The sequence below is a fragment of the Desulfosarcina widdelii genome (genome assembly GCF_009688965.1).
In the GTDB taxonomy this organism is placed as follows: domain Bacteria; phylum Desulfobacterota; class Desulfobacteria; order Desulfobacterales; family Desulfosarcinaceae; genus Desulfosarcina; species Desulfosarcina widdelii.
The window spans coordinates 2,237,131-2,262,241 of the sequence record NZ_AP021875.1 but is presented as its reverse complement, the minus strand read 5'-3'; the positions used below and the strand labels follow the sequence as shown (position 1 = coordinate 2,262,241).

Sequence of the window (25,111 nt, the reverse complement as noted above, 5' to 3'; positions counted from 1 at the left end):
GTGACACTCCTGAGTGTAAAAACCAATTACACAGAAAGGAGATCACCCAATGAAAAAGAAAAAACGGAAAGCCGGAGGGGATAGGAAACGTTCTTCACGGACGTTGGCCTACCCCGTCGAGTTCCGCCTCCGGATCGTCAAGCTCTTCCTGGAGGAAGGCTACAGTGCCGCACTGATCAGCACGGAGTTCGGCATCAGCAAACACTCGATCCAGCGCTGGGTTTCCGCCTACCGGCAAGGCGGTGTCGAAGGGCTGACGCCGAAGCCTCGGCCGGGCGGCAAGCCTTCCGTAACGCCAGAGATCCAGGAACGGGCGATCGCCGTCAAGAAGTCGCATCCGGAGTACGGTGCCAGGCGCATCGCCGACGTTCTCAAACGGTTTTTCCTGATTCCCACCAGCCAGAGCACCGTCCACAAAACCTTATCCGAAAAGGGGATGGTGAACAAGGCGAAACGCAAACCGGTAAGGAATCCGCCCAAGCCCCGGTTTTTCGAACGCGCCCGTCCCAACCAGATGTGGCAGAGCGACATCATGACCTTCCGCCTGGCGGGTCGTAACGCCTACCTGATCGGCTTCATGGACGACTACAGCCGTTACATCACCGCCCTGGGACTGTACCGCAGCCAGACCGCCGAGCACGTGCTGGAGACCTACCGCCGGGGCGTGGCCGAGTACGGGGTTCCCAAAGAGATGCTCACCGATAACGGTCGCCAGTATACGAACTGGCGCGGCAAGACCCGCTTCGAACGGGAGATGAAAAAAGACCGCGTCAAACACATCCGTTCCCGCCCCCATCATCCCATGACGCTGGGCAAGATCGAACGCTTCTGGAAATCGATCCTGGGCGAGTTCCTTCAGCGGGCGCAGTTCGACAGCTTCGCGCAGGCGGTGGAACGGACTTCTTTTTGGATCAACTATTACAACCACAAGCGCCCCCACCAGGGCATCGGCGGCCTTTGCCCGGCCGATCGCTTTTTCGAGATCGCCCACGACCTGAAAAAGACCCTGCAGCGCGGCCTCGAGGAGAACGTGCTGGAGCTGGCCCTCCGGGGTCGACCGGTGGATCCGTTTTACATGGTCGGCCGCATGGGCGGCCAGTCGGTGGTCATCCGTGCCGAAAAGGGTAAGGTCAGGATGCTGGTAGACGAAGCCAGTCACGAAAAAGAACTTGTGTACGATGCAAGAAAGGATATAGATCATGAAGACAAACCAACGAATCCGCAGAGTATTCGATCCGCAGCAGAAAATTACGGCCGTGTTGTCGATCTGGAGCGAGCGCCGCACGAGCGCCCAGGTGTGTCAGGAACTGTCGATCAGCCCGACGCTGTTGGGGCAGTGGCAGAACCTGGCCATCGAGGGGATGCTCAAGGCCCTGGACCCAAACAAGAAGGATCCGCTGCCGCCGATCAACCAGCGGTTGTCACGGCTGATCGAAAAGAAGCTGAGCGAACCCGGCAAGTTGGAAAAGCGTCTCCAATCGATCCAGAAGGCAGCTGCGGCCGGATAGGCGAGGACACCTATGGCCAAACAACCATCGACCCGTCAGACGGCGCGGCGCAGAGCCGAGATGATCATGAAGGTCCGCTGCGGCCTGCTGACTGCCGGCCAGGCCGCCGACCGCCTGGGGGTCTCACGCAAAACGTTCTACAAGTGGGAGCAGCGGGGACTGTCCGCCCTTCTGGACAGTGTGACCGACCAGCTGCCGGGACGACCGCCGCACCCTGCCGACGACCATCGCCAATGGCTGGAGAAGCAGCTCGGGGAAGCCAACCGGCAGATCGACCTGCTGAACCACAAAATGGCACTCAAGGACGTGCTGATGGATCTCAAGCTTCCTTCAACCGGCAGCGACCGGGCGAAAAAAAAATGAGCGCATCCGACAGGCGGTGGCCATGATCGAGGATGCCAAAACGAAATTCTCGCTGTCGTATGCCTGCTGTGCGGCCCAGGTGGGGCTGCGCTATCGAACCCTGATGCGCTGGAAACAGCGGATTGCCAGCGGGCATTCTGCCTTGGAAAAACGCGGCCCGAAAAAGGTTCGGCCGTTGAATCTGGCCGGGTTGAAGCAACAGATCCGGGATCTGGATCACGGCCGCAAACGCAGCCGCGGTACCGGTAGACTTCATGACGCCCACGCCGAGAGCATCTCCCGCAGGGAACTGAATGAACTGGTCCGGGAAGTTCGGTCGGCCACCAACGCAAAGCCGTGCCAGGTGGTCTGGCTGAAGCCGGATCTGTCATGGGCAATGGACGGTCTGGAGTACCGGGATTGCCATGTCCAGAACGTCCAGGACTTGTGCTCCCGTTACAAGTTCGCACCCCTGACCGGTTCGGCCGAACCCTGCGGGGAGGAGATCGCCGGTCATCTGTCCCGGCACTTTTGCCGCTTCGGACCACCGCTGTTCATCAAGCGGGACAACGCCGGCAACCTGAACCATGTGTCTGTGAACGCGCTTTTGGAAGAACATATGGTCATCCCGATCAACAGCCCCTTTTACACGCCCAGCTACAACGGGGCCATCGAACACAGCCAGGGGGAGGTGAAAACCTGGTTGAGGAAATGGAAGCACGCCGCCGATACGAGAAAGGAACTGGCCCTGCAGGTGGACAACGCCGCTCATGCATGGAACCACCTTCCCCGGCGCAGCCTGTCCGGCAAGAACGCCTGCCGGGCTTATTTTTCGTCATCGCGGTTGCGCTGTACGAAACGTCAACGAAAGGAGGCGTATGACTGGATCTTTGATCTGGCCCTTGACATCTCTCAGCGTGCCGGGAAAAATGAGATCGATCCGACCGCATGGCGCGTATCGGCCAGGAAATGGATGGAGCGCAAACGGATGATCATCATCCGTAAACCCGAAAAAGTGTCACCCCATTTAAATCGAAACTTGTGCCATAATTAGCGATGTCGCACAAGGATGCAGAACACCCGGACTCTAAAAATCAAATTCGCCCCATATCCGGATTTGGTTCTGCTATTACCACAAAGTGACAATTCTGTCAGATAGATGGCAATACAGGTTTTCAGGGTCGGCCGTATTGCCATGTATCCATTTACTAATCCGTATTTTGACTTTTGCTTTAGTGCGGTCGCTCAAAACCATCTATTCCCAAAATTGAATAATTGACATTATCCCAAAACCGTTGTTAAATTCATTTGTCCAATCTATTTTTCGTGAAAAGCCAAACCCATTGCAAAATAGGGGCGGAAAACCACGGGTCTCCATGATCTCGTTGCGTCGCTGATATTTTTGAATCTGGGTTAGTCTGAGACAGCCGGGCTGCCGAGGGTGACATCGTCAAAGTCACTTACGGAGCAGTTCGGCTTTTTTGTTTTAACTGAGAGGAGGTGGTGCCTCTAAATATAAAAATTTGCATAAATGCCTACATCAAAAAGAAAATCTGAAAATTAGAGGAGGTAAATGGAATGATTACCATAGGCATTTCAAAATGGACTACAGAATCCGCTAATGAATTAGGTAAACGTTTTCTTAAGGTGCAACCACTTCCTGATTTTGTAGAAATGATTGGTCCATATACGTATCCTGATGGGGATGATGGGATTACAGCTATTACGATATTCAAATATGATAAAACTAAAGCTGGTGAGGCAAACGAAGCAATTGCAAATCTATACATGGTCTTTTATGGCGTACCGGATTTTCGATATTCATTGAAGCTTGCATCAGGGGCTGCTGCCACAATGAAATTGATGGGGATAGAATAAAGTTAATCAGCAGAGCCTACAAACATAATCAGATAACTGACAATCTGTTCTTAGACTGACCCTTCCGAAGAACCTTAATCGATTCATACAAAGGAGAGTGCCATGATCGGAGCACTAATCGCCAAGAGTAAGGTTACTTCCTCATACGACTTGTTAAACAACAGAGACATCAAAACCTTCCTTGCTACCTGGCGGGATGACGCTACCTGGATCTATCCCGGAGACATATCTGCGAGCGGGGAATATAAAGGCATACATGCTATTGAAGAGTGGTTCCAAAAATTCTTAGATCAATTTCCAACGATTTATTTCACACCGAAAAACGTCTGTGTAAAAAACATACTCGATTTTGTTGGAACAAATGTCGTCACAGTTGAATTTGTAGAAAATAATATAAACAAGGACGGCAAGAAGGTCCAATTTAGGGGGGTGACTGTGATCACCCTCAAGTTTGGTAAGGCTACACATGCAAGAGATTATATCTTCAATACCGATGAGTTTATGAGGAAAGCATGGGGTGAATAGGCTTTGAAATTTGACCAATCAGGACCACGTTCTATGGACGTGGTACATAATTTCGACAATTAGCGGGAGGAAACGCACATGAAGTTAATATCCCAAATTACGTTTGTAACAATTATTTTTCTGTCTTTCTTAGCAGTCGAAAGTGCCCTATGCAAAGACGATAATATTCAACTAAATGATTTAATAGGAATTTGGACACAAGATATGACTGGAGATTATTTAAGAAGCGTTGTTAAATTCAGCAAAGATGGAACTTATATAATCGCCTACGATGTCGAGAAAATTGAAACAAGGCCGACAGAAAAAGGACAAATCGAAATAGAAGAAAAGAATATTACTTTAATTCCTTTAGAAAGTCATATGTGCAAGACTACTCATGGAAGGTATGCCATAAATATAGTAGAGAAAAGTAAACTTGAATTCAACGTTCAGGAAGATCAATGCATACCAAGGCGTGATACTTTTGGTCGTAAATTAATTCGAATTAATCCATAAAAATTTGTATATTATACGACCGATCAAAGATTCAGTGCCTAACTACTTCATGCTACTATCATGTGTGATTCTTCAACCAATTTCTATACCAGCCATATTACAGATAGCCACATTTCGTGAAGCCGGAACTGACTTCGGCCCCGGTACAGGTACCAATACCGTTTTAGAACAAAATTGTCAGATAGACGGAAACACACGTTTTCGGGGCTGGCCGGATCGCCGCGTATCCATTTGCGTATCTTGATTTTAATTTGAATTTCGGATTTCCTACCCAGACCATCTACTTATAAGTATTAGTTTTTATATTATTTTATTCCTTCTGCGCCATCTTGGCCTTATCTTTATATAAAGAAAGAGAGGTAATTCTTATGGCTGTTTCAGATAACCAAAATTTTTTGGGCTTGGAGTTCCCACCACCGGAGAAAAAGTGCATAGAGTTGCGTCGAATGTTTTACCTTGATGGTAATCCAAATTTAAAAGGCAATTTATTCGTCCGCATTTTCGATTCACTCCTTTTACGGTCCCTCGGTTTGATTTCGGGATTTGGTAAACAAGAATCAGACTGGACTTTCCCCAAAAAAGTAGACACGGTTAAAAGCAAACTGCTGATTTCATGGTCTGTTCGAATTGGGCTGGGGTTTTGTAGCCCAATGTAGAATGTTTGCGTTTCCGATTGTAATAGATCTCAATGTACTCGAATATTGCCCTCAAGGTGTCTTGAGGCCCCTTGAAGCGTTCATGGTGAATCAATTCCGATTTGATGATGCCGAAAAAAGACTCGGCCACCGCGTTGTCCCAGCAGTTGCCCTTGCGACTCATGCTTTGAACGAAACCATGCTTATTCAACACTTTTCGAAAATCCTTGCACGCATACTGAACCCCGCGATCCGAATGGATAATCAATCCGGGACCGGGGCGACGCTTGCGGATCCCGCGGGCAAGCGCTGTAAGCACCATTTCCGTGCTCAAAGAACTGCTCAGCGCCCAGCCGACCACCATACGGGAAAACAGATCGATAAAGACCGTCAGGTAGAGCCAGCCACGTGCGGTAGCGATATAGGTGATATCCGACACCCACGTCTTATCAGGGCCGTCCGCCGTAAAATCGCGCTGCAACAGATTCTTCGCGACCGGATAGGAGTGCTTCGAATCGGTGGTCGTCCGATATTTGCGCCGATAGATCGAACGCAGCCCCATTTCCTTCATTCTGCGGGCAACCCGGTTTTTGCTGACTGGAAATCCCATGTCGTTGAGTTCATCCGTGATTTTCGGACTGCCACAGCGCCTTTTATGTCTGTTGAAAATGGCCTTGATGTGAACGTCCAGGCGCCGATTCTCAATCGCCCGTTTGCTCTCGGGACGGTTGCGCCAATGGTAATAACCGCTGCGAGACACCGAAAGAACCCGGCACATCTTCTCAACACTCCAAAGAGTGCGGTGCCCGTCTATGAACCCGAATATCTGTTCGGGTCCTCCGAGAAGATGGCCACGGCTTTTTTTAAGATGTCACGTTCCTGCCGAAGTCGCTCGTTTTCACGCTTGAGACGCCGCAACTCATCGTCGTCTGGCTTGAGGCGGCCTTTACCTGGAAACGCCTGGTCGCCATCATTACGCAACTCGCGTTTCCAGCGACTGATGATGCCTTGGCTGATGCCAAGGTCGCGTTCGATTTCGGACTGTGTGTTGCCTGGCTCCGAAGCCAGTCGCACCGCTTCGATTTTAAATTCTTTGTCAAATCGTTTTCCCATGGTGGAACACCTCCTGTTGCCTCATACAACTTGGCTGTTCGGTGTGTCCACTTTTTTGAGATGATCCAGACCCAGAAGTTGAATACAAAAGATTGACGGGCAACTTTAGGTGAATGGGAGCCATAGCAAGGCCTATAGGACTTCTGGGTTCTTTTGGATATTGGTTACTGAGACTGAACTTCAGAACTTGCGCCAATATGCTGGTAAGGCAGGGTCTTTATAACGTTAAGGAGCGAACCGATTATGTTGAAATAGCTAAAGAGTATTTAAGAATTTTGGACCTTTTTGACTTCAATGTTAGTATCTGGAAAAAATGAACGTAAAGTCGAGTTTAAATTTTTGGAGTGCCCAATCGGCTATGGGCACAATGACGATCTTGAAGTCTGCAAGGCTACCATGGAATTTGATCACCAGTGTATTCGCAGATTGGGAGGAACATCAATCCTTAAAAAATCGATAGCAGGTGGAGCAAATCAATGCCTGATTGATATTTTACCGGCGGGAAGTTAAGGTGCCCTTTTTCCAAATAAGCATTTGGAAAATATTGGAACGAAAGAATCCTGCATTTTCTCCAACCTGTGCAGGTTGACCCCGATTGCAGATATCCATCCGACGTCAGTCCCACATCGGTTTCGATGTCGATACAGGTACCAATACCATCTCCCAAATTTGCCATACAGACATATTCGAACTGGCTACCAAAGGGTCGGCAGCTACGTGGAGTACGTAGCTAGTGTCGATCCATAAATGGTAATTTTCAGAGCCGAGTCGCAAAAAAATAGAGTGGTAAAATCCTCGGCAGGATTTTTCTCACCATCGCTACATCGGTTTGTGGCTAATTTACCGAAATCGGCTTAATGCAAGCGCACTTGTTCAACCAGTTTTCACGATGCGGAATCGATTAAGGTCTCAAGTGGCTGTTTTTCCCCTGGCGATGGTCAGCAGGTTGGCGGCCACAATCGAAGACCAAACATAGGATTTAAACGAGTCCCATCCTTTCCAGGTACAGCGGGTCAGGCCAAGGCAACGCTTCAGCCAGGAGATACCGGATTCAATACCCGCTCGAAAGCGGCGCAATCGACGATACACATATTGGCTGCGGCACATGTCGGTTTCAGATAGACCTCGTTTCTTGGCAAAGCAGACGTCTTTGATCTTACGCGATTGGGCTCGCTTCAAGTTTTCCTTGGATGCAAAACCGCCGTCGAAGCTGGCCTTGAGGGGATAGCGGCCATAAATTTGTTTTTGCCGCTCAAGCATCGGTATCGTCAGGTCGGCGTCGGCCGGATTGCCTTCGGTGATGACACAGTCCAAAATAAGGTTCGACGCGCCTCCGGTCAGACAGATTTTGTGACCAAACAGCGTATCGCGCCTATCCTTGACGATGATATCGGTATGTGGCTCGAACAACGATACTACTTTGTCTTTGGCATCGACCGTTTCTCCATGAAGAACCCGGCGTTCGGTCTGGTGGATCACCCTGCGGGTCAGATCGACAAAATGTTCGATCTGGAAGCCAATCGTCATGACCAGCGGGTCGCAGGTCGCACCGGCATTGATCGCAGCGACTGCCTTATGAGCGTACCCAACCACTTTGCGACTGGTTTTGAGCAGGTCCACATAGGCAACCTTACGCTTGTTTTTCCGTTTGGCATTCATCACCGCCAGCATCCGTCGTTTGGCAACACGGGTATGGTTATGGAAGTCAGGAACTGTGATCCCCGATTCATCCCGGAAGCGCTTCAGCAGCCTCGTCAACACGCGAACACCATCCCACAGCAGGTTGGAGTCGGTGGGATGATGGATGTGAGTTTCAACGCACGTGCAATCGACCCGGACCTGTCGGCCCTTTTCAATGCCCTTTTGCTTCGCATATCCCAAAAGATCCGCATTGATCAGTTCCCAGGTGGCGTCCGATATGCCTTTGATATTTTTGTTCAGGGCGGATTTTTTGTATCCCTTGTCGGCGATACCGATCCGGCAGAACCAACTCAATGCCTGCGAATCGACAATATGAAATGCCAGTTCATCATACGTAAAACCGAAAAGGATTTTGACGATAGCACAACGCAGTACCTGGTCGGCGCTCATGCCGTCAGCCCCAGTTCGATAGGCCACCAGCTTGCCCTTGTTCAAATCTTGAAGAACGCGATCACAGATGATAGGGTGAGCATCGATGATACCACTGATAGCTGTAAGTTCTTTTGCTTGGGCGTGGTCTTTGATCTGAGGCATCAGGGGCATCTGTTTTTGCCATTTTTCGCGCATTTTGTGATCGGCTCCTTTCTTTCTTTTGTAGTGATATTGGTTGTTTGGCGACTTTCAATATACTACAAAGAGAAGAGAAAAACCACTACAAAATGCGCGTTTCTTATTTATTACAGGTAGTTATTCCTGTGGATGAGCACTAGGTAAATCTTCATGAGGGTGTCGAGGGTGTAGCAAGGGGTGCACCTATCATTTCTTACCTATCTCAATGATATTGCTACTAAAACCAGGCTGGGGTGGCGGTGGTGTACCCATTTTGCACTAAAGTTCTTGAAGAGTATGTGTACTTTTAACAGGCACGCCCACGTGTCCTGTATAAAGAATTTTACCCGCAAATAGCTACACCCTCGACACCCCATCTACCAACCCACTAATAACAAATAACATTTTCACTTACCGGGGGTGTCGCCAGGGTGTCGGTGGTGTACCTATGCTCTGGCAACACTCCTACACCTAAATCCAAATTATACTTGGGGGAGGCCAAAAGCCTCACCCCAGAGAATTCTGGAAAATTTGTGTACGGGGTATCCATAGGGGGCACTCGATATGCTCAGGATGCCCCATACCCCCTGGGGGACTCCCCCCCCCTGGGGGGCTACTTTATTTACGGTAAGCAAGCCCTGCATCCAATCAAGGATGTGGGGTGTTTTTCTTTTTATAACAACACCCTAGACATTTGCAGAATCATCTGCTAGGATGGTGTCCACACACCATCGAAAGGAGCAATATATGGGAGTAAAGGTACGGGAGAAGGTAAAGGGGTCCGGTGAGTGGTGGATCTACATTGATCACCAAGGTAAGCGGAAAGCTAAGAAGGTAGGTAGGGACAAGAGGGTTGCTCTGGAAGCTGCACAGAAGATCGAAGCCTCTTTAATCCTTGGTCGGTTGCATCTTCTTGAGAAGAAGGAGCCTACAATTTCTTTCAAGGAATATGCAGACCAATGGCTTGAAGGCTACGTTAAGACGGCACTTAAGGCGTCAACTTACCGTGGCTACAAATCCATAGTGGATAAACACCTCAAGCCCCAATTTGGTAAAAAGGGTCTTCATGAAATCACAAGGGTTGAGATAAAGCAGTTTCTTTTCAAAAAGATCAAAAGTGATCGGAACCCGGATGGGCTTACTCTTGGAAGGGTCAAAAGGATCAAAGCTGCTCTATCTGGCTTATTTACTCAGGCAATTGAGGATGAACTTGTAAAGACCAATCCTGCAAGCCGTCTTGATAAGATTTTAAATGCAAAAGATCAGATACTTGGGAAAGAGATCTCCCCATATAAACCCGATGAACTTGAGATATATCTGACGACATGTGAAAAACAGTTTGCTTGGTACTATCCGTTCTTTTTAACTCTCTCACGAACTGGCATGAGACTTGGTGAAGGGTTGGGACTCCGATGGTCCGACATAGATTTTCGTAACGGCATTATTGAGATAAAGCGAGGTCTGGTGGAAGGTAACCTGACCACACCTAAATACGGTAAAACCAGAATCGTGCAAATGACCCCTCACCTATCCAGCGTACTAAATAAATTGAGGACACAACGAAAAGAGCATAAACTTAAGTATGGGTGGTCGAAATTACCAGAATGGGTTTTTGTAAATGAAGTAGGGGAACCCTTAGATCCTGGGAATTTGAGGGGCAGGGTGCATTATAAATTGTGCGAAAAGGCCGAACTTCGAAGGATCAGAATCCACGACCTAAGGCATACTTATGCGACCATTCTGTAATTTGACACATGGTTTGAAACCATTTGACGGGCGGTTTGAAACCGCGTAAATCCTACCTTAAATACGCCTTAAATACCTTTAGCCATGTCTGGCGGATGGGTGGGTGTTCTTACCCACAATGCCTCCAGGTAGCTGTTATCAATCACACGTTTGGGGAGATGGCCGGATCGCAATGTATCCATTTACGTTTCACAAGATTTAGCCGCCCCTTTCTGGGTACGCACAAGTAACGCAACTATAAAATAATGGCCCCGGTTTCCCAAGAGCCATGAAAGAGACGCCCCGGGTTCCCCAGGGCTTTTCTCGGTGCGTTCACCAATCACGGGGCTTAATATTTTCCGTAGAATGCCGATATAAATTACTACAGAGGGCGATCCCATTCATTGAACTGGAAGTGACTGTCCTGATCTGAATCTCTATCCCTCAAAATTAAGGCGAGACCGTTATTAAAGCGGTCTCGCCTCTTTTTTTGAGCGCACCCAAAAGTATTGTAAACATTATGTCATAACTATCAACTATGAAAATAAAAACCCTCCCGAAGAATTATCTCCCTGAACACTTTTTCCGCATCAACACCAGCCATTAGACATTTTATCACCAATGCAACCATCTCTTCGACTCCATCGACCCCAAAGTCAGGATATTCCTCGGCGATATCTTTGGATAGCTGGCGAATGTAGGCGCCGGTTGCAAATGCAATCATATCTTTGGTCTCATCGCTGGTGGAATCAGGGTTGTCCTTGACGATGATTTTGACTATATCGTGAATGTGGGCTTTCATGGATCACCTTCGAGAGGATATTCTATTCAAAAAAAGCACGGTGTCGAAAGGGTGTTAATTTTGTTTACGCCCGCCCCAGAGAAGGGCCATACTGTATTCATAGTTCTTTAAATGCCTTCATATGAATGAGTTGCCTCCATCATACAGGCTATCCTCTGCCCGTCAATAAAAAATGGCCTGTTTCCAGGGCGACTGTTTTATTACAATCTCGCAATTTTAGGGGGTCTATTTTTACAAATATGTCATAAAAATATGCCGAAAAATCTGTAACTGTCCGATATATTAAATTTTACAATTTTGGCACAATGAATGCTGTAAACTATAGCAGGCATCTTGGGAATACCCCAACCTCCTTACCTCCTCTCCTTCTTAACGGGTAAGACCTCCTGGCCCGAGGTCTTACCCATTTTTTTCCACCACTAAAAAAACCGCCCCGCATTTCCCCAGGGCGGTTGACATGCCGATCATTGCCAAGCTAAATTTTAAGAGTCAGCCTAACCCTTAGCGTAGCGTTAATGTTGGCAGGCTCGGCCAGTACCTTTCGCTGGCCGGGCCACCCTTACCTGCTGGTGGTTATTCGCCGTAAAGCCCGTCATTGATCCGCTCCAGTTCCAGACCAATCGACTGAATATGGCACCCCAAGCCGTGCATGAATGATTCATCCAAGGTGATATCTCTTGGGTCTTTAAACCGATATGACTGAGTACCTATAAGCGATGAGTTTACGTCATGCCGTTGATTACAGGTACCAATACCATACGCTCAAGTTTCCCATAAGGCCTTTACTGAATTGACTATCGTGAGGATCGTATTTTACAGTGCATCTAAGTCTATACTGAATTTAATCTAATCAATCTCCCTTCCATCATTTTTTCTATAGATACCTATTAGCCAAGAATCAGAAAATCACCTACCTATAGATAAATGATATTTTTTCATTATGTTATCATACTCACCTTCACTTTTTATTTCATCAAGAATATTTTGCATTCGATTTATTAATGAGGCTGGTGTATTTTTATTGAAAGCAAAGAAATGTAAGCCTATATCAAGAATATATACTGTTTCATAACCATCAGGATTAATACCTTCTTTTTTCATTATCCATTTTACAACATTTTCATCATAAGCAAAAAGATCAATCCTATTCATAGCTAGTTTTTTTATATTTGAAATAGCATTTGTAGCCCTATCTAAATCATTTTTAGTTAATCCGGTTTTCTCAATAACAAGTTGCTCACCGGCATCCCTACGGACAACGCCGATCCTATATTTTTTTATTTCTTTAGGGCAACTTATTCTTATTTTCTTTTCCTTTTTAGCAATAAGTACATTTTTTGCGGAAGAGATTGGACCTACCCATTTAAAAAGATTTTTTCTTTTTTCTGTTTTGGTCATAGCAAATAGGGCGGTATCTTTTTGATCTAACACAATCCTATATGCTCGTGCCCAGGGCAATATCTTGATATCATCTACAGTCTTACGCGATTCCATTCTCTGAAGCATCAATGCCATCAATTCAACAGAAGATCCTATTAATTTCCCATTTTCCACAAAATTGTATGGAGGGAACAGTTCCGTCATTAAAGTTATGTCTTCAATTGTTTGTGAAATGCCTACAGACGTGAAAAAAATAAATATCAAACAAATAAATAAAAAAATGCGTCTCATAATAGGCCAATCCAATTCGACTTGTAATTCCTGTACTTAATATAGAAATATAAATGACATTTGCTCATTATGTCAACCTAATGACTTATTTGTTTATGGATTCGATTTCCGTAGGCAAAGCCCCTTTTAGTATTTGATTTTTCCGTAGCAGGTGGCTAAAACCATAATCCGTGACTTATGGGTAAGTTTTCCTGATATTTTATGGGCTGTGAAAAACCGGCCAATAGCACAATCAAGGGGTTGTACGTGACTAAATGTGAAATGTGTGCACAGGGAGGTATGGACAGACAGGCAGTGACAAAGGTTTGGGCCGATAATCCTTTCGGAAGCGCAGACAGCCGCTATGTGGACCTCTGCCAAAAATGTGCTGATGAATGTTTGGAGCAGCAAAAGGTTATCAGGATGATCGGCGCCCCCGATCGCACCCAGGTGTAACCCCGCTAAGCTGACCTCTGAAGAGCTCCAGATCATGAAAACCCTCGCTACTATCGGAGCTAAGATCCTTTCCAATTCAAAGTCGGATTTTCCGTGCTAAAGGAGGCGTTTCGTTTAGAAGAAGAGATTAGGCGCTGTTTTGAATGAACATTGATACAACAATAAATCACAACACCTGATAACGAAATTATGGCAAAGGAACTATGATGGCTCGAAAACGCTTGGTCGATCACAACGCCCTGGCTCAGGCAATTGAAATGGGGAAGCCCAGTAAAGAGATCATGCAACAATTCGGGTTTAAATCGTTGGGTGCCCTTAAAGTCGCGTATATGGACGCTCTCGTAGCCTTGGAAAAGGTGCCTTCCATAAAGAAGGGAACCAAGGAAAAAAAAGTGAACAACATCGTCGGAATCAATAGTCGCGGCAGCCTTGTCATTCCCAAGAAACTCGTGGATGCATTGGATTTGGAGGAAACCGCCCTTTTCGCAGTAGAAAAAAAAGGCAACGATTTATGTTTGAAAAGCAAGCAGCGTTCCCCCAAAACAATTCTAAGAAAAAAAAGAGATTAGATCCCAAAAGGATTGATCACCATATTTACGGATAATTTTCAGGAGGGTAATTAACAACAATGTGACTGTATCTATTCTGAATTCCATTTAAAAACCATCCTTCCATGGTTTTCGATACTAACTGCGATAGGTGAAGCCCTAACTGTTTGACAAGGTTCGATAGAACAATTTATTCTTAAAGAACCGAGAAAAATGAAAAGACAGATCGAAGCTGTTTTTCGATGAGTTAACGATTCCCATCAATGGCACCCTGAATCTTTGCGACTCCGATTGAATCACACCAAACAACCAAATCTTAGTGACAACTATCACTTTTTCAGCCTCTCGGCTCGCCACAACGTTCAATGGGGCAGATACTACCAGCATTTACTGGCGATGTAGGCCGACTTCCTCTCAAACTACCCAACTGTTAATTTAGGCCTAACCTAATTGTTTCTAAAGGTTTTTAATACATTGACCGATGACTCAGTTGGTACGGTCATTTACTCATTAATGCAGTGTGGGAATATAGTTATCGAGTGTTGAAAAAAATGGAATTTATTTATGGATAAATACCTTCTTGCCAGAAAAACACAAATTCCGAACTATTATGAGATACCACTTTATATTTTAAATCAGGAAACTGGATATGTCCTTTACAAGCCGGCTAACAAAAAAATTGATAAAACACAATACACAATAGACAATTATCCGAATCTATATATTCACATAGATGATAAAATAAATGCTACCAATTAAGTCCAGAAAGAGCTTAAAAAGACGTTGCTGGAAAAGATAAATAGTGGTGAGATCAACGATGTAAAAATGACACTTTGCGAAATTGTATCAGAGACCTTTTCTGGCCCTGTTGAGACATCAATCGAATCATTACCAGAAACAATCGACATAATGTATGAAGGGTACTCCACGGCTTCAGGTATTTTAAAAGATTTCCATGAAATCAACTATGCTGGGTATCCATTGGTGAATCATTCCGTAAATGTATTGACGCTCGCACTCTTGTACTGCCTGAATAATCAGTTTCGGGAAGACGATATAAAACGGATCAGCCTTTGTGCATTGCTTCATGATGTTGGTGTAACCAAACTGCCAAAAGGGTTGGTATCGTATCAAGGCAGATTACCCGATCCTCAATATCAAGAGTATCAGGCGCATCCTGCCATTGGTCATGATATTGTTAAACAAAACGAGAACATCGACTCCTCAATAGCTGTTGGGATTCTTGAACATCATGAACGGCTTAGTGGTAATGGATATCCTCGAGGAATTGCCAACATTTCCTTTGAGGGAAAGTTAGTCGGGTTGATCGATAGTTTCGATAGCCTGACAAATAGCGAAAAGATGCATCGGAAAAAGAAAAAACCTTTTGATGCAATGATGTTGATAAAAAATGAAGTTTTTAATAAGGGTTGCTTTGATAAAAATATATTCAAGGACTTATGTTTAAGCTTGGGCAAAAAACCTTATTAGCCAGCCGTTCATCATGCTTTGGAAATATAGAATTCGCTTGTTTTTATCAAGATTTGCAGATAACATTTTCGTAGTAGGAATTAAGTTCAAAATGATTTGTCTACAATTCCGGAGCAAAGTATCGTGCTGGTTAGGTTCCTCTTACCTCTGGTTGCCGTCTTCATTCTGTGCCAACCTTCAATGGCAATAGAGATCGTCTTAGTAGCCGACCCGTGGCCCCCATTTAATATTAAAATTGGCAGTAACCAAGAAGGTTACATTGTTGATATAGCTCGTACAGTGTTTGAAGCCCACGGCCATAGCGTGACATACATAAACGTTCCCTGGAAGCGCGCAATTTCCGGAACTCTCTCAGGTCAATATACTGGTGCCATCGGCGCGTCTAAAGAAGACGGCAAAGGTCTTGTGTTTCCTGATGAAGAGTTAGCTAGAAATATACTTTCTTTTTATGTTCGCAAAGACTGTCAGTGGCAATTTGAAGGCTCATCCTCCCTGGCAAATATCACTATTGGTGTGATCGATGGTTATGATTACAGGAAATGGCTAAACGACTACATCGAGAAATATGCTTGTGATGAAAAAAGAGTTCAGGTTGTTTCGGGGTCAAATCCATTACAACAGAATCTGAGAAAAATGCTTTGCAAACGTATTGATGTGGTCGTCGGCAATGAGGCTGCCATTCGTTATACTGCGAAAGAGATTGAGGTGATAGACAGTATAAAAGCAGCCGGTTACGACCTGGAACAAGCCTATATCTATATTGCCTTTTCACCAGTTCTGCCAGAATCTTCGTTACTTGCTCAACAATTAAGCAACGGCATCGTCAAACTACGAAAGAGCGGTCAACTAAAAATAATTCTTGACCGATACGGCCTACTTGATTGGAAGTGATCTTAACCTGCAATTGCTGTTTTTAAGATGTCTATAAGTGCGATCATGAAGCTTTTGGCAGATAAATCTGGACGTTGGTTCCTTTGGAGACTTGAGATGCCACATGAATCCAGCCTTTATGTTGTCTGATAATGCCGGATACCGCAGCCATACCCAATCCTCTTCCTTCGAATTTTGTTGAATAGAAAGGCTCAAATAGACGCCTCAACGTATTGCTGTCCATACCTACACCGTTATCCTGAAAACTGACGCATACATAATCCCAAGGTGTCAGTTCCACTTGGACTTTTTCTGGCACATCTTTCCATGGAAAAAGTTGACTGCTGATTTTAATGCATCCTTTATCAATGATAGACTCATCGCCGTTAGTAACGATTGATAAAACTACCGTACGCATCTGCATCGTATCAACATCCACCAGCACCGAATCATCGGCCAACTCAACCGTCAAGTCCACCGTCTCCTTGATAGAACGTTTAACGGCGGGCAAGATTTCATTAAAAAGTGCACCAATAGAAATGACTTGATTGGCAATGAATGTACCTCCGCGTGCATAGGCGGTAAGCTTATTGGTTAAATCCGCCATTTGTCTTATAGTTGGACGGGTACGTTTAATTTGTTTCAGAATTTTAGAGTTATCCTGGGCTACCATGGATATGAGGTCCATGCTGCCCATTAAAACTTGAAGTGCATTATTGAACTTGTGAGCCACTCCTCCGGCCAACGCAGCGATGGCTTCCATGTTTTGGGCAGATATCAGCTGTTTTTCATAACGAACCAGTTGACGTGTTTTCCGCTCCACCTCTCTTTCTAATTCCTTTTGTTGCTTTCGCATCACAGACGAATAAATCAAGCTTTCGATGCAGTTGGATGCATTTCGAAGGATTATGGATACCATTTCCAGTGAGGCATCGTGAAGCCGCGAAAAATGAGACGGTAAAATCCCGATAAACAGCCCTCGGATGCGAGAATAGGTTGCCATCACATGGAGAAGAACGGTATGGCTGTCGTCCTTCGAATTCAACATGACCCCTCGTCTTTCACGTAAGGCCCAAGCGACAAATCCTTCATCGATCATAAATTCCAGTTCATTTTCCAGGGAAGATCTTTCATTGTCAGGAGTGAAGGCGGAAATTGTTAAATCGGAGGTTTGTTCGTTCACAAGATAGATGGCACTGGAATTGAATTGAATTATACTGTCGATACGTTTGAGCGATTCCTTGGCAACCTTGTCAGGAGTGCATTCACTATCCACTTCTTTTTGAAAATCACCTAAGTTTAAGGCAAGCTCTATAGCATTGTGGATATGCCGCATCCGTTCTTCTTTGGGATCCGCACCCCCTATCGCTTTTTTATCGGCGGTCATAAACCATATCCTGATCTTCAATCACTAAAAATGGCGTCCATCGGACCAAATTGATGAACAATCTGACGGATAACCAGTTTGATGCTGTCTCTTGAGTTGACAATTTCATCCACAAGGGGATGGTCGACTTTAGGTATTGATCTCTCCCCGCTGCTTCCAATACCAAGTCCATGGGAGATGATATCTGCGATGTGTATGATGCCAGACTTTTTGGGATCCGGCGCCTTGCCGGGTTCGTGGTGGTAGATAATATTTGTTATTATTTCATTGGGAAGCTTCCATTTGCTTAATAGCAGCTTGGCGATTTGCTGATGATTCAATCCGAGAACCATTTTTTCGGTTTGAAATATGGATCTATCTGAAGAAGCCCCCAATTCCATGCAGGCTTTTGCGTGATTCGGGTAATACTTGTGCACAATCAATTTGCCGATATCATGCAATAAGCCGGATACAAACATTTGTTCAGTCTGTGGCATATTGTTGTTTGCGGCCAATATCCGCGATATCATTCCACAAACCAAGCTATGGCGCATAAAGGCCTTTATATTCAGGACTCCTTCGGGAATGTCCTTGAACGCCTGCATCACGCAGATGCCAAGGGCCAGTCCGCTGATCTCTTTTGTTCCAATGATGGTTACGGCGCGAGATATGCGATCAATCTTGGAAGGAAATCCATAATATGCCGAGTTGACAATTTTTAATAGCATAGCGGCGAGGCTGGGACTCTTGTTTACAACCTGAGCGACGTCATTGGAAGTAGTGAGCGGGTCGTCAATAACCTGGTTGAGCTCTGATATGACAGTTGGGGCTTCGGGTAGCTTGATATCCGTTACATCGATCTGCCTTCTTATTTTCTCGGGTTTCTTTAAATCAGTGCCACCCATGCGATTTTTTGGGGTTTGTTCGGGCAGGCTACCAAATGTGCCTTTCAGTCGATGAACCAGGGCGCTTATGTAGATTTGCTTAAAGATTGGATTGGTCAAGTCCGCATTTTTGTAAAGGACGTTGATGGATTCTTTTATCAGTTTTGTGTTTTTATCATCAACCGACGGAGTCTCCTCATCCTCTTCTTTTTCTTTTCCGATGACGCTAACTCTCGAAACTCCCCATATTTTAAGCACCCTTACATGATTCTGAGATATTTTTTGCCCTTTTGATAGGAGCAAACGACTGTTAATGTCATAGACACTTTCATCAAGAACCATGCCTTGCTTCAATTTGTCGACCGCGACATATCCCATTGAATTCAAACCAATTAAAATTATTCAGAACACTTTACAGATCAGCGACAGTAGTATCAGTTCTCAATTGTATTATCGTCTAACAATGCCGTGACTTAATTAAATAATTTCAATTATATGAATTTGCATACACAAACAAAGTTTTATCCAACCCCCTTCGTATTAATACTTTTCTATTTTTTCAGTTATACTCACTTCCCAAGGGTTCGCTCTGAATCAGAAAATTAGACAAGATCCCTGTCACAAGATCTTTCCCTACAAGAAAACAAAGGATGCTAAACCAAGATAAATTACCTTGACTAATTGGATGCTCTGGACACCTGGCCTCTGAAAGTAGCCTCCCGATGGACAACTGCGCTTGTGAAAGCTTCAGCCGGGGATGGTGATTCTGCGAATTTCGCAAGGACGATTGGAAGAATAAGTCGGCGGCAGGCGAAACCCCGTCCTATCAAGGGGTTTTGCCGGATATAGACGTCCGGGTTCAGTCATTATGTCAACTTGCAAGGGGTGATATTGAAAGTCCGTTCAGAGCCTTACCCCTTACAAGGTATCGTTCGGTGACAGCTTTTTTATGCGAGGCTCAAGGGCCATTCTAAATCGTTTCACCATGTCCACCAGTTATTCGATAGCTGGCCCCATTTATGGAATGCAGATCTACGACTTCTATAGATTCTTTGTTTGGGATTCGAACATGCCGGCCCGACTTAAGCTTTTCTGAGCCCGCAGTCGGTGTCTGTCAATGTATTATCTTTTTTACAACCTGTCAGAGATCATAACACTCAACGAAACTGACCGCATTTAGGTATTGACGAAAATATTCAAAAAACTTCTACAGATATAAGCGTTTAAACCCTGGTATGCGTTTTGCCATTAGGTCACCAGGTATAGCGAAAAATCGAATCATAAAAGCGCTTACCAGTTTTCGATAGATGGAGGTAAAGGATTAGTATTCGTAAACTGTCACTATAAAAGGAAACCAGTTTGTAAGATCACGGGCAATATCGGATAGCATCGACTTCAGGGCTTTGTGGAGAGCGCATCTTGCAAGAAATACAAGACCAAATTGAACTAAAGCGGCTTCGTAAGAAGTGGGAACGATTGCTGGATGCTGTTCCCGCCATGGTCTTTTTCAAGGACAGAAAGAACCGTTTTATTCAGGTCAATAGCGCTTATGCTGAGGCTGTCGGATTATCCAAGAGGGAGATCATTGGAAAATCGGTTGCTGATTTTACATCCGATCCTAAGATGGCTACCGCCTATTGGGAGGACGACAGGGAGGTAATCGAAAGCGGCAGACCAAAACGTAACATCACAACAACCCATATAACCGACTCGCAACGCTGGCTGCGAACCGAGAAATTCCCCTTCTATAACGATGCAGGCAAAATCGTAGGGGTGGCCGGACTTTCCGTGGACATCAGCGAGATGAAGCGCACCGAGGCTGAACTCGATTCCCGTGTCCGCCAGCAGAAAGCGGTTGCCGATATCGGTCAGCTGGCGCTTTCGGGCGCCGATTGCGATCACCTGTTCGACGATGCGGCCGAAATGGTTTCCCGAGTACTGTCGGTGGACTATTGCCTGATTTTAGAATTTTTGGACGACGATGACGGCTACCGGTTGCGAGCTTACGGCGGCAAAAAGGCCCTTTGCCAAGGGGTACTAAACAGAGACGAACCCTCCTGCCGTTTCCGGTGCACGGTTCCGTTGGATATGCCGATGATGATTTTCGATACGAATGAAGAGCGGCATTTCCGGGATGCGTTCCCTCTGCTCAAGAAACTCGGTATAGTGAACAGCCTGATGGTTTCGATTGGGCAGAAATCCAACCATTTTGGTTTGATCGGGGCCCATGTCACTCAGCAGCGGCGGTTTTCCCAGACCGACATCGATTTTCTCCAGAATGTGGGCAATATGCTGGCCTTGTCTGTGGAGCGGGAGAAGGCCGATCAAGCCGTGCTCAAAACCACCTGGGAGCTGCGCAACATGTCCTCGAAACTGATCAAAGCTCAGGAGGAGGAACGCCACCGGATTTTTCGGGCTCTTCACGACGAACTCGGCCAGTCTTTAGCTCTGCTGAGACTACAGATACGGTCTGTTCAGATGAAGTTGGAGCCGGCGCAGGACGCACTGCGTGAGGACTGCGAGCAAACGCTTAAATACATATCTGGAATCATCAAAAACGTCAGAAGGCTATGTCACGATCTGACACCGGCGGTCCTTGAGGATCTCGGACTCAATGCGGCGTTAAGGTGGCTGTTCGAGGAGTTCAGCCGGTATTTCAATTTCGAGTTTTCCGTGGAACTGGATAATGTCGATCATATTTTTCGCCGGGATGCCCAACTCATGATTTACCGGATTTTTCAAGAGGCCTTGAACAACGTATACAAGCACGCCAATGCATCCCGAGTTCATTTAACCATGAAGCGTACACCGGAGGCCGTGAGATGTGAAGTTGCCGACAACGGAAAGGGGATGACCCTGGCTCGAGTACGCCGACGGCAATCCCCCGCCGATGGTTTTGGACTCGTCACTATGGGCGAACGCGCCCGTATGCTCGGCGGTCAGCTTGACGTTGAAACCCGACCCGGCTGCGGCACCTGCATCCGGTTGACTATCCCCATAATCGAGAAAGAAAAATAGTATGGTATCTTACCGCATCGTTTTGGCGGACGACCACATTCTCATGCGCCGGGGTCTACGAATGATGATCGAAAGCCAACCGGATCTGGAGGTGATCGGCGAGGCTGGTGACGGCTTGGAATTGCTGAAACTGCTTCAACGCGCGACTCCGGATATGGTATTGGTGGATGTGGCCATGCCCCGGTTGCGAGGGATTGAAGCGGTTCGTGAAATACGGTCAATGTATCCTCCTGTTCGTACGCTGGTCGTTTCCATGCACAAGAATCGAGAATACATTTACCACGCCTTTGCCGCAGGCGCTGACGGCTACCTGCTGAAAGAAGATTCGGACAGCGAACTGCTTCTGGCCGTGAAGACTGTTCGTCAGGGTAAAAAATTTTTGTCGCCTCTTTTACAGCAGGATCTGACCGACGATTTGGTTTTTTTGGTGCAAACCGGTGGCAGTTTGGACACCAAGCCACTAACGGTTCGCGAATCCGAAGTCCTCAAACTGATCGCTGAAGGGGTGCAAAACCGGGAGATCGCAGACTTGTTGTGCATCAGCACCAGGACCGTTGAACACCACCGGGCCAGCATCATGAAGAAATTGGGTTTCAAAAGCCTTGCCGATCTTGTTAAGTACGCCATTCGCAAAGGATATACTTCCGAATAAAACCCGCCTGAGTAAACCAATATTTTCCCATTGTAATTTCATTTGAGTCTGCCTGGGATCGTCCGGACAATAGCCCCTGTAGGTAATACTACCTATCCCCAAATGGGTGATTCCCCGAATTGTCGGGCTATCTTCTCCCTGATATTTATTAATCATGCTCCAACAGGCGTTTTTTTACCGCGTCTACATTCCCGCAGAAAACGCCGGTTTCGTTGTTCGGTGAAGAGCCGAGCATCCGGCCAGTCGGGGAGGGCGGCAAAGAAAACGGGAGGGGAAGATAATATAGACCCTTTTTGGGAAGGAGGTAATGGATGGAGAAGAAAGCGATCAATCCTGGGAAAGACAATTTCCTGGATAAAAAGACAAGTCGGAGAGGCTTTCTGAAAGGTGCCGGAACAATGGCGGGGATCGCCCTGGCTTCAACCACGCTTGGAACGACCAGGCAGGCGGCTGCGGCTGAACCGGTAGAACCAAAACCCGAGATGAGATATCTGTTTGCTGAGCGTCAGAACTGTGTCGGGTGCCGGGCTTGTGAATACGCCTGCAGCCTGCATCACGAAGGAGTGGTGTGGCCGGCCAAATCGCGGATTCACGTTTATAAGCACAAGGGGGTGGTCGATGTCCCGGTGATCTGCTGGCACTGCGACGACGCGCCTTGCATCAAAGCTTGCCCCACAACACCCAAGGCCATCGAGAAGGATCCCAAGACCAACGGCATCAAGTTAGATGCAAAGCTCTGTCTCGGTGCCAAATGCAACAAATGCATTGAAGCCTGCCCATCAAAATTCATTCGAAGGGACGAGGAAAATGGATTGCCGCTGATGTGTGACCTGTGCGGTGGCGATCCCGAGTGCGTGAAGGCTTGTGAGGCGCAGGCTGGAAATCCCGTAGGTCCCTGCCTGATGGCAAATAAGCTCGGTTTCGGGGTAAACCAGTCTTATCGAAACGTCACGCCGGTGGAGGCCGGTGAAGATCTGATCAACAGCATGTTTTACCCTAACGAAAACGGCGAAAGGAGGTCCTGATCATGGCAAATCCCAAAGGCGGTCATTTTGGACGAATTCTAGAAGTCGATCTGACCTCTCAAACGTACAAAACCTTGTCTATTGATGCGGATACCTGTCGGCGATACTTGGGTGGGGCCGGAATGGGGAGTTATCTGTTGTTCCAACGGCTTAAGCCCAAGCACGATCCCATGGCCGCAGACAGCCCGATTTTCATGGGTGTGGGGCCCCTTTCCGGTACGGCCTGCGCATCGACGCGTTGCAGCTTCGTAAATAAGAGCCCATATACCGGGTTTTTAAGCCACGCCGAGGTCGGTAGTTTTATTGGCAACGAACTCAAATGGGCCGGGTGGGACGGCATCTTGATTACCGGCAAATCGAAAAAGCCGATCTATCTGTATGTTCGCAACGACAGCGTTCAGTTCAAAGACGCCGGCAAACTGTGGGGCCAAGACACCCATGTGACAGAGGAGACGATTCTCGAACAGGTCAAAGACCCTTATGTCAAGGTGGCCTCCATCGGACCCGGCGGGGAAAACGAGGTGGGCTATGCAGCGGTGATGGTGGAGCGGTTCCGGGCTGCGGCCCGGACCGGTACCGGCGCCTTGATGGGCAACAAAAAGCTCAAAGCGATTGCTATACGGGGAACCCGCTATGTGCCGGTGGTGGACCGGGAAGTCTTTCACAAGGCAGCCGAGGCCAACAAGCAGTTTTCCATCAAAAAGGAAGGCTGGCAGGGCATCAAACGATGGGGAACTGCTGGCCTGTTGGAGCTTAAACACCATGTCACCGGATCCTTGATTACCAAGAACTACCAGACGACCTGGTATCCGGACATCGAGGAAATCGGCGCCGAACAGGCCAACCGCCGGTTCTGGAAAAAACATAGCGCCTGTTATAACTGCCCGAACCATTGCATGAAGCTCGGGGTCATTCGTGGAGGGGACTATAATGGCCTTATTGCCGAAGGACCGGAGTATGAGACCGGCGGTTTGCTGGGCAGCAACCTGGGACTGGCTGATTTTGACCTGATGATGGCCGCCATCGAATTGTGCGACGCTATGGGGTTGGATTCCATCTCTGCTGGCGGCTGTATCGGGTTTGCCATGGAAGCGTTCCAGCGAGGACTGCTCACACCCGAAAAATTTGACGGCATGACCCTTGAGTGGGGTGACGGTGAAGCCGTAATCGAGCTGATCCGAAAGATCGCCTACAAAGAAGGCCAGGCCGGAAAATTCCTGGCCCAAGGGGTTTCCGCCATGGCCAAGGAACTGGGCGGTAACGCGGCGGATTTCGCCTGTGTGGTCAAAGGCAAGGAGATGGCAGCCCATGATCCGCGCGGCGACAAACCTCGCGGCGTCAGCTATGCCATGGGGACCTGCGGTGGGGACCATCACGAAGGCAACAGCCCGGCCGGACAAGCTCAGCGTTGTCTGCATAACTCCCTGGTGATCTGTTCTTTTATCGGTGGCTACTGGGCTCCCAAAATGTTTGTGGACATGCTCAATCCTCTTTGCGGCTGGGATATGGACGAGGCCGAACTGATGGCCACCGCTCGCCGCATTCGGACGCTTGAACGGTGTTTCAACGTCAGGGAGGGCACCAGTCGCAAGGACGACTCCTTGCCCAAGCGGATGTTGACGGAGCCGCTTCCGGAAGGACCGAAAAAGGGATCGGTTTTCTCTCCCGCCGAGATGAAAAAGGTGCAGGACGACTACTATGCCTATTTTGGCTGGGACGACAACGGCATTCCTACGGAAGCGACCCTTAAGGAACTAGGGCTTGAGTTCGCAATCGACGATGTGCAGGCGGCGGCCTAACAGATGAGATAAAAAGCGGGGCTGCGCTAGATGGCGTGGCCCCGTGAGCTACAACTGAAAATTGGGTACAAGCGACAAC

At 47.1% G+C, this 25,111-nt stretch carries 20 protein-coding genes, 1 pseudogene and 1 riboswitch; of the genes and pseudogenes, 15 read left to right on the top strand and 6 right to left on the bottom strand.

Translation table 11 applies throughout. The features are described 5' to 3' along the window. Positions 1–49: 49 nt before the first annotated feature. The 7 genes and pseudogenes from GN111_RS34415 to GN111_RS10570 all read left to right on the top strand — a co-directional run. Positions 50–916: pseudogene (locus tag GN111_RS34415) on the top strand (DDE-type integrase/transposase/recombinase); the annotation flags it as partial. Positions 917–1,199: 283 nt separating this feature from the next. Further along, positions 1,200–1,508, top strand: coding sequence for a transposase (locus GN111_RS10595; protein WP_155302139.1), 309 nt, complete (start codon positions 1,200–1,202; stop codon positions 1,506–1,508). A 12-nt stretch (positions 1,509–1,520) separates the two neighbouring features. Beyond that, positions 1,521–1,871 (top strand): helix-turn-helix domain-containing protein, encoded by a 351-nt coding sequence (locus GN111_RS10590; RefSeq protein ID WP_155302138.1) that lies wholly within the window; start codon positions 1,521–1,523, stop codon positions 1,869–1,871. Between the two features lie 22 nt (positions 1,872–1,893). Beyond that, positions 1,894–2,904, top strand: a complete 1,011-nt coding sequence (locus GN111_RS10585; protein WP_155302137.1) for a hypothetical protein — start codon at positions 1,894–1,896, stop codon at positions 2,902–2,904. 269 nt (positions 2,905–3,173) lie between these two features. Then, a riboswitch (cyclic di-GMP riboswitch) is annotated at positions 3,174–3,290 on the top strand. 138 nt (positions 3,291–3,428) lie between these two features. Continuing rightward, on the top strand, positions 3,429–3,728 hold the full coding sequence (locus tag GN111_RS10580) for a hypothetical protein (RefSeq protein WP_155303730.1): 300 nt from the start codon (positions 3,429–3,431) through the stop codon (positions 3,726–3,728). Positions 3,729–3,830: 102 nt separating this feature from the next. Next, the gene (locus GN111_RS10575; protein WP_155303729.1) at positions 3,831–4,253 is read left to right on the top strand and encodes a nuclear transport factor 2 family protein; all 423 of its coding nucleotides are present in this window, start codon (positions 3,831–3,833) and stop codon (positions 4,251–4,253) included. A 78-nt stretch (positions 4,254–4,331) separates the two neighbouring features. After that, entirely contained in the window at positions 4,332–4,748 is a 417-nt protein-coding gene (locus tag GN111_RS10570; RefSeq protein ID WP_155303728.1) for a hypothetical protein, read from the top strand. Between the two features lie 591 nt (positions 4,749–5,339). Here the strand turns inward: GN111_RS10570 and GN111_RS10565 are convergent. Together GN111_RS10565 and GN111_RS10560 are read right to left on the bottom strand one after the other, a co-directional pair. Continuing rightward, positions 5,340–6,496, bottom strand: a protein-coding gene (locus GN111_RS10565) for an IS3 family transposase (RefSeq protein WP_231715477.1) whose coding sequence is annotated in 2 segments (ribosomal slippage) — positions 5,340–6,238 and positions 6,238–6,496 — 1,158 coding nt in all. Because the reading frame shifts where the segments join, the coding sequence is not laid out codon by codon here. A gap of 909 nt (positions 6,497–7,405) precedes the next feature. Next, positions 7,406–8,764, bottom strand: a complete 1,359-nt coding sequence (locus GN111_RS10560; RefSeq protein ID WP_155302183.1) for an ISNCY family transposase — start codon at positions 8,762–8,764, stop codon at positions 7,406–7,408. 729 nt (positions 8,765–9,493) lie between these two features. On the opposite strand from GN111_RS10560, the gene GN111_RS10555 reads away from it, so the two are divergent. Beyond that, complete coding sequence (locus GN111_RS10555; protein WP_170302219.1) at positions 9,494–10,492, top strand: tyrosine-type recombinase/integrase; 999 nt, start codon at positions 9,494–9,496, stop codon at positions 10,490–10,492. Positions 10,493–11,003: 511 nt separating this feature from the next. Here GN111_RS10555 and GN111_RS10550 read toward each other — a convergent pair. Further along, complete coding sequence (locus GN111_RS10550) at positions 11,004–11,273, bottom strand: hypothetical protein (protein ID WP_155303726.1); 270 nt, start codon at positions 11,271–11,273, stop codon at positions 11,004–11,006. A 906-nt stretch (positions 11,274–12,179) separates the two neighbouring features. After that, positions 12,180–12,857: a substrate-binding periplasmic protein gene (locus GN111_RS10545; protein ID WP_170302218.1), complete on the bottom strand. Its 678-nt coding sequence runs from the start codon at positions 12,855–12,857 to the stop codon at positions 12,180–12,182. A gap of 743 nt (positions 12,858–13,600) precedes the next feature. Between GN111_RS10545 and GN111_RS10540 the strand changes: the two genes are divergently transcribed. The 3 genes from GN111_RS10540 (at position 13,601) to GN111_RS10530 (ending at position 16,309) form a co-directional block, all read left to right on the top strand. Then, positions 13,601–13,948 carry a hypothetical protein gene (locus tag GN111_RS10540; RefSeq protein WP_170302217.1) on the top strand — a complete coding sequence of 116 codons (348 nt, stop codon included), beginning with the start codon at positions 13,601–13,603 and terminating at the stop codon, positions 13,946–13,948. 762 nt (positions 13,949–14,710) lie between these two features. Continuing rightward, positions 14,711–15,418 carry an HD-GYP domain-containing protein gene (locus GN111_RS10535; protein ID WP_155303723.1) on the top strand — a complete coding sequence of 236 codons (708 nt, stop codon included), beginning with the start codon at positions 14,711–14,713 and terminating at the stop codon, positions 15,416–15,418. A 180-nt stretch (positions 15,419–15,598) separates the two neighbouring features. Further along, positions 15,599–16,309 carry a substrate-binding periplasmic protein gene (locus tag GN111_RS10530; protein WP_155303722.1) on the top strand — a complete coding sequence of 237 codons (711 nt, stop codon included), beginning with the start codon at positions 15,599–15,601 and terminating at the stop codon, positions 16,307–16,309. Between the two features lie 43 nt (positions 16,310–16,352). Here the strand turns inward: GN111_RS10530 and GN111_RS10525 are convergent, their stop codons facing one another. Continuing rightward, positions 16,353–17,675, bottom strand: a complete 1,323-nt coding sequence (locus tag GN111_RS10525; RefSeq protein WP_155303721.1) for a sensor histidine kinase — start codon at positions 17,673–17,675, stop codon at positions 16,353–16,355. A gap of 17 nt (positions 17,676–17,692) precedes the next feature. Further along, a complete protein-coding gene (locus GN111_RS10520; protein ID WP_170302216.1) occupies positions 17,693–18,880 on the bottom strand; it encodes an HDOD domain-containing protein in 1,188 nt (395 codons plus the stop codon). Positions 18,881–19,957: 1,077 nt separating this feature from the next. On the opposite strand from GN111_RS10520, the gene GN111_RS10515 reads away from it, so the two are divergent. The 4 genes from GN111_RS10515 (at position 19,958) to GN111_RS10500 (ending at position 25,032) form a co-directional block, all read left to right on the top strand. Beyond that, positions 19,958–21,556 carry a PAS domain-containing protein gene (locus GN111_RS10515; protein WP_155303719.1) on the top strand — a complete coding sequence of 533 codons (1,599 nt, stop codon included), beginning with the start codon at positions 19,958–19,960 and terminating at the stop codon, positions 21,554–21,556. A 1-nt stretch (position 21,557) separates the two neighbouring features. After that, entirely contained in the window at positions 21,558–22,208 is a 651-nt protein-coding gene (locus GN111_RS10510) for a response regulator (protein ID WP_155303718.1), read from the top strand. Positions 22,209–22,519: 311 nt separating this feature from the next. Continuing rightward, positions 22,520–23,233 (top strand): 4Fe-4S dicluster domain-containing protein, encoded by a 714-nt coding sequence (locus GN111_RS10505; protein WP_155303717.1) that lies wholly within the window; start codon positions 22,520–22,522, stop codon positions 23,231–23,233. A gap of 2 nt (positions 23,234–23,235) precedes the next feature. After that, a complete protein-coding gene (locus GN111_RS10500; RefSeq protein ID WP_155303716.1) occupies positions 23,236–25,032 on the top strand; it encodes an aldehyde ferredoxin oxidoreductase family protein in 1,797 nt (598 codons plus the stop codon). Positions 25,033–25,111 lie beyond the last annotated feature (79 nt).

Coding starts and splice junctions, on each gene's coding strand:
- GN111_RS10595 (WP_155302139.1), top strand. CDS start 1,200: ATGAAGACAAACCAACGAATCCGCAGAGTATTCGATCCGCAGCAGAAA.
- GN111_RS10590 (WP_155302138.1), top strand. CDS start 1,521: ATGGCCAAACAACCATCGACCCGTCAGACGGCGCGGCGCAGAGCCGAG.
- GN111_RS10585 (WP_155302137.1), top strand. CDS start 1,894: ATGATCGAGGATGCCAAAACGAAATTCTCGCTGTCGTATGCCTGCTGT.
- GN111_RS10580 (WP_155303730.1), top strand. CDS start 3,429: ATGATTACCATAGGCATTTCAAAATGGACTACAGAATCCGCTAATGAA.
- GN111_RS10575 (WP_155303729.1), top strand. CDS start 3,831: ATGATCGGAGCACTAATCGCCAAGAGTAAGGTTACTTCCTCATACGAC.
- GN111_RS10570 (WP_155303728.1), top strand. CDS start 4,332: ATGAAGTTAATATCCCAAATTACGTTTGTAACAATTATTTTTCTGTCT.
- GN111_RS10560 (WP_155302183.1), bottom strand. CDS start 8,764: ATGCGCGAAAAATGGCAAAAACAGATGCCCCTGATGCCTCAGATCAAA.
- GN111_RS10555 (WP_170302219.1), top strand. CDS start 9,494: ATGGGAGTAAAGGTACGGGAGAAGGTAAAGGGGTCCGGTGAGTGGTGG.
- GN111_RS10550 (WP_155303726.1), bottom strand. CDS start 11,273: ATGAAAGCCCACATTCACGATATAGTCAAAATCATCGTCAAGGACAAC.
- GN111_RS10545 (WP_170302218.1), bottom strand. CDS start 12,857: ATGACGGAACTGTTCCCTCCATACAATTTTGTGGAAAATGGGAAATTA.
- GN111_RS10530 (WP_155303722.1), top strand. CDS start 15,599: ATGGCAATAGAGATCGTCTTAGTAGCCGACCCGTGGCCCCCATTTAAT.
- GN111_RS10525 (WP_155303721.1), bottom strand. CDS start 17,675: ATGACCGCCGATAAAAAAGCGATAGGGGGTGCGGATCCCAAAGAAGAA.
- GN111_RS10520 (WP_170302216.1), bottom strand. CDS start 18,880: ATGGTTCTTGATGAAAGTGTCTATGACATTAACAGTCGTTTGCTCCTA.
- GN111_RS10510 (WP_155303718.1), top strand. CDS start 21,558: ATGGTATCTTACCGCATCGTTTTGGCGGACGACCACATTCTCATGCGC.
- GN111_RS10505 (WP_155303717.1), top strand. CDS start 22,520: ATGGAGAAGAAAGCGATCAATCCTGGGAAAGACAATTTCCTGGATAAA.
- GN111_RS10500 (WP_155303716.1), top strand. CDS start 23,236: ATGGCAAATCCCAAAGGCGGTCATTTTGGACGAATTCTAGAAGTCGAT.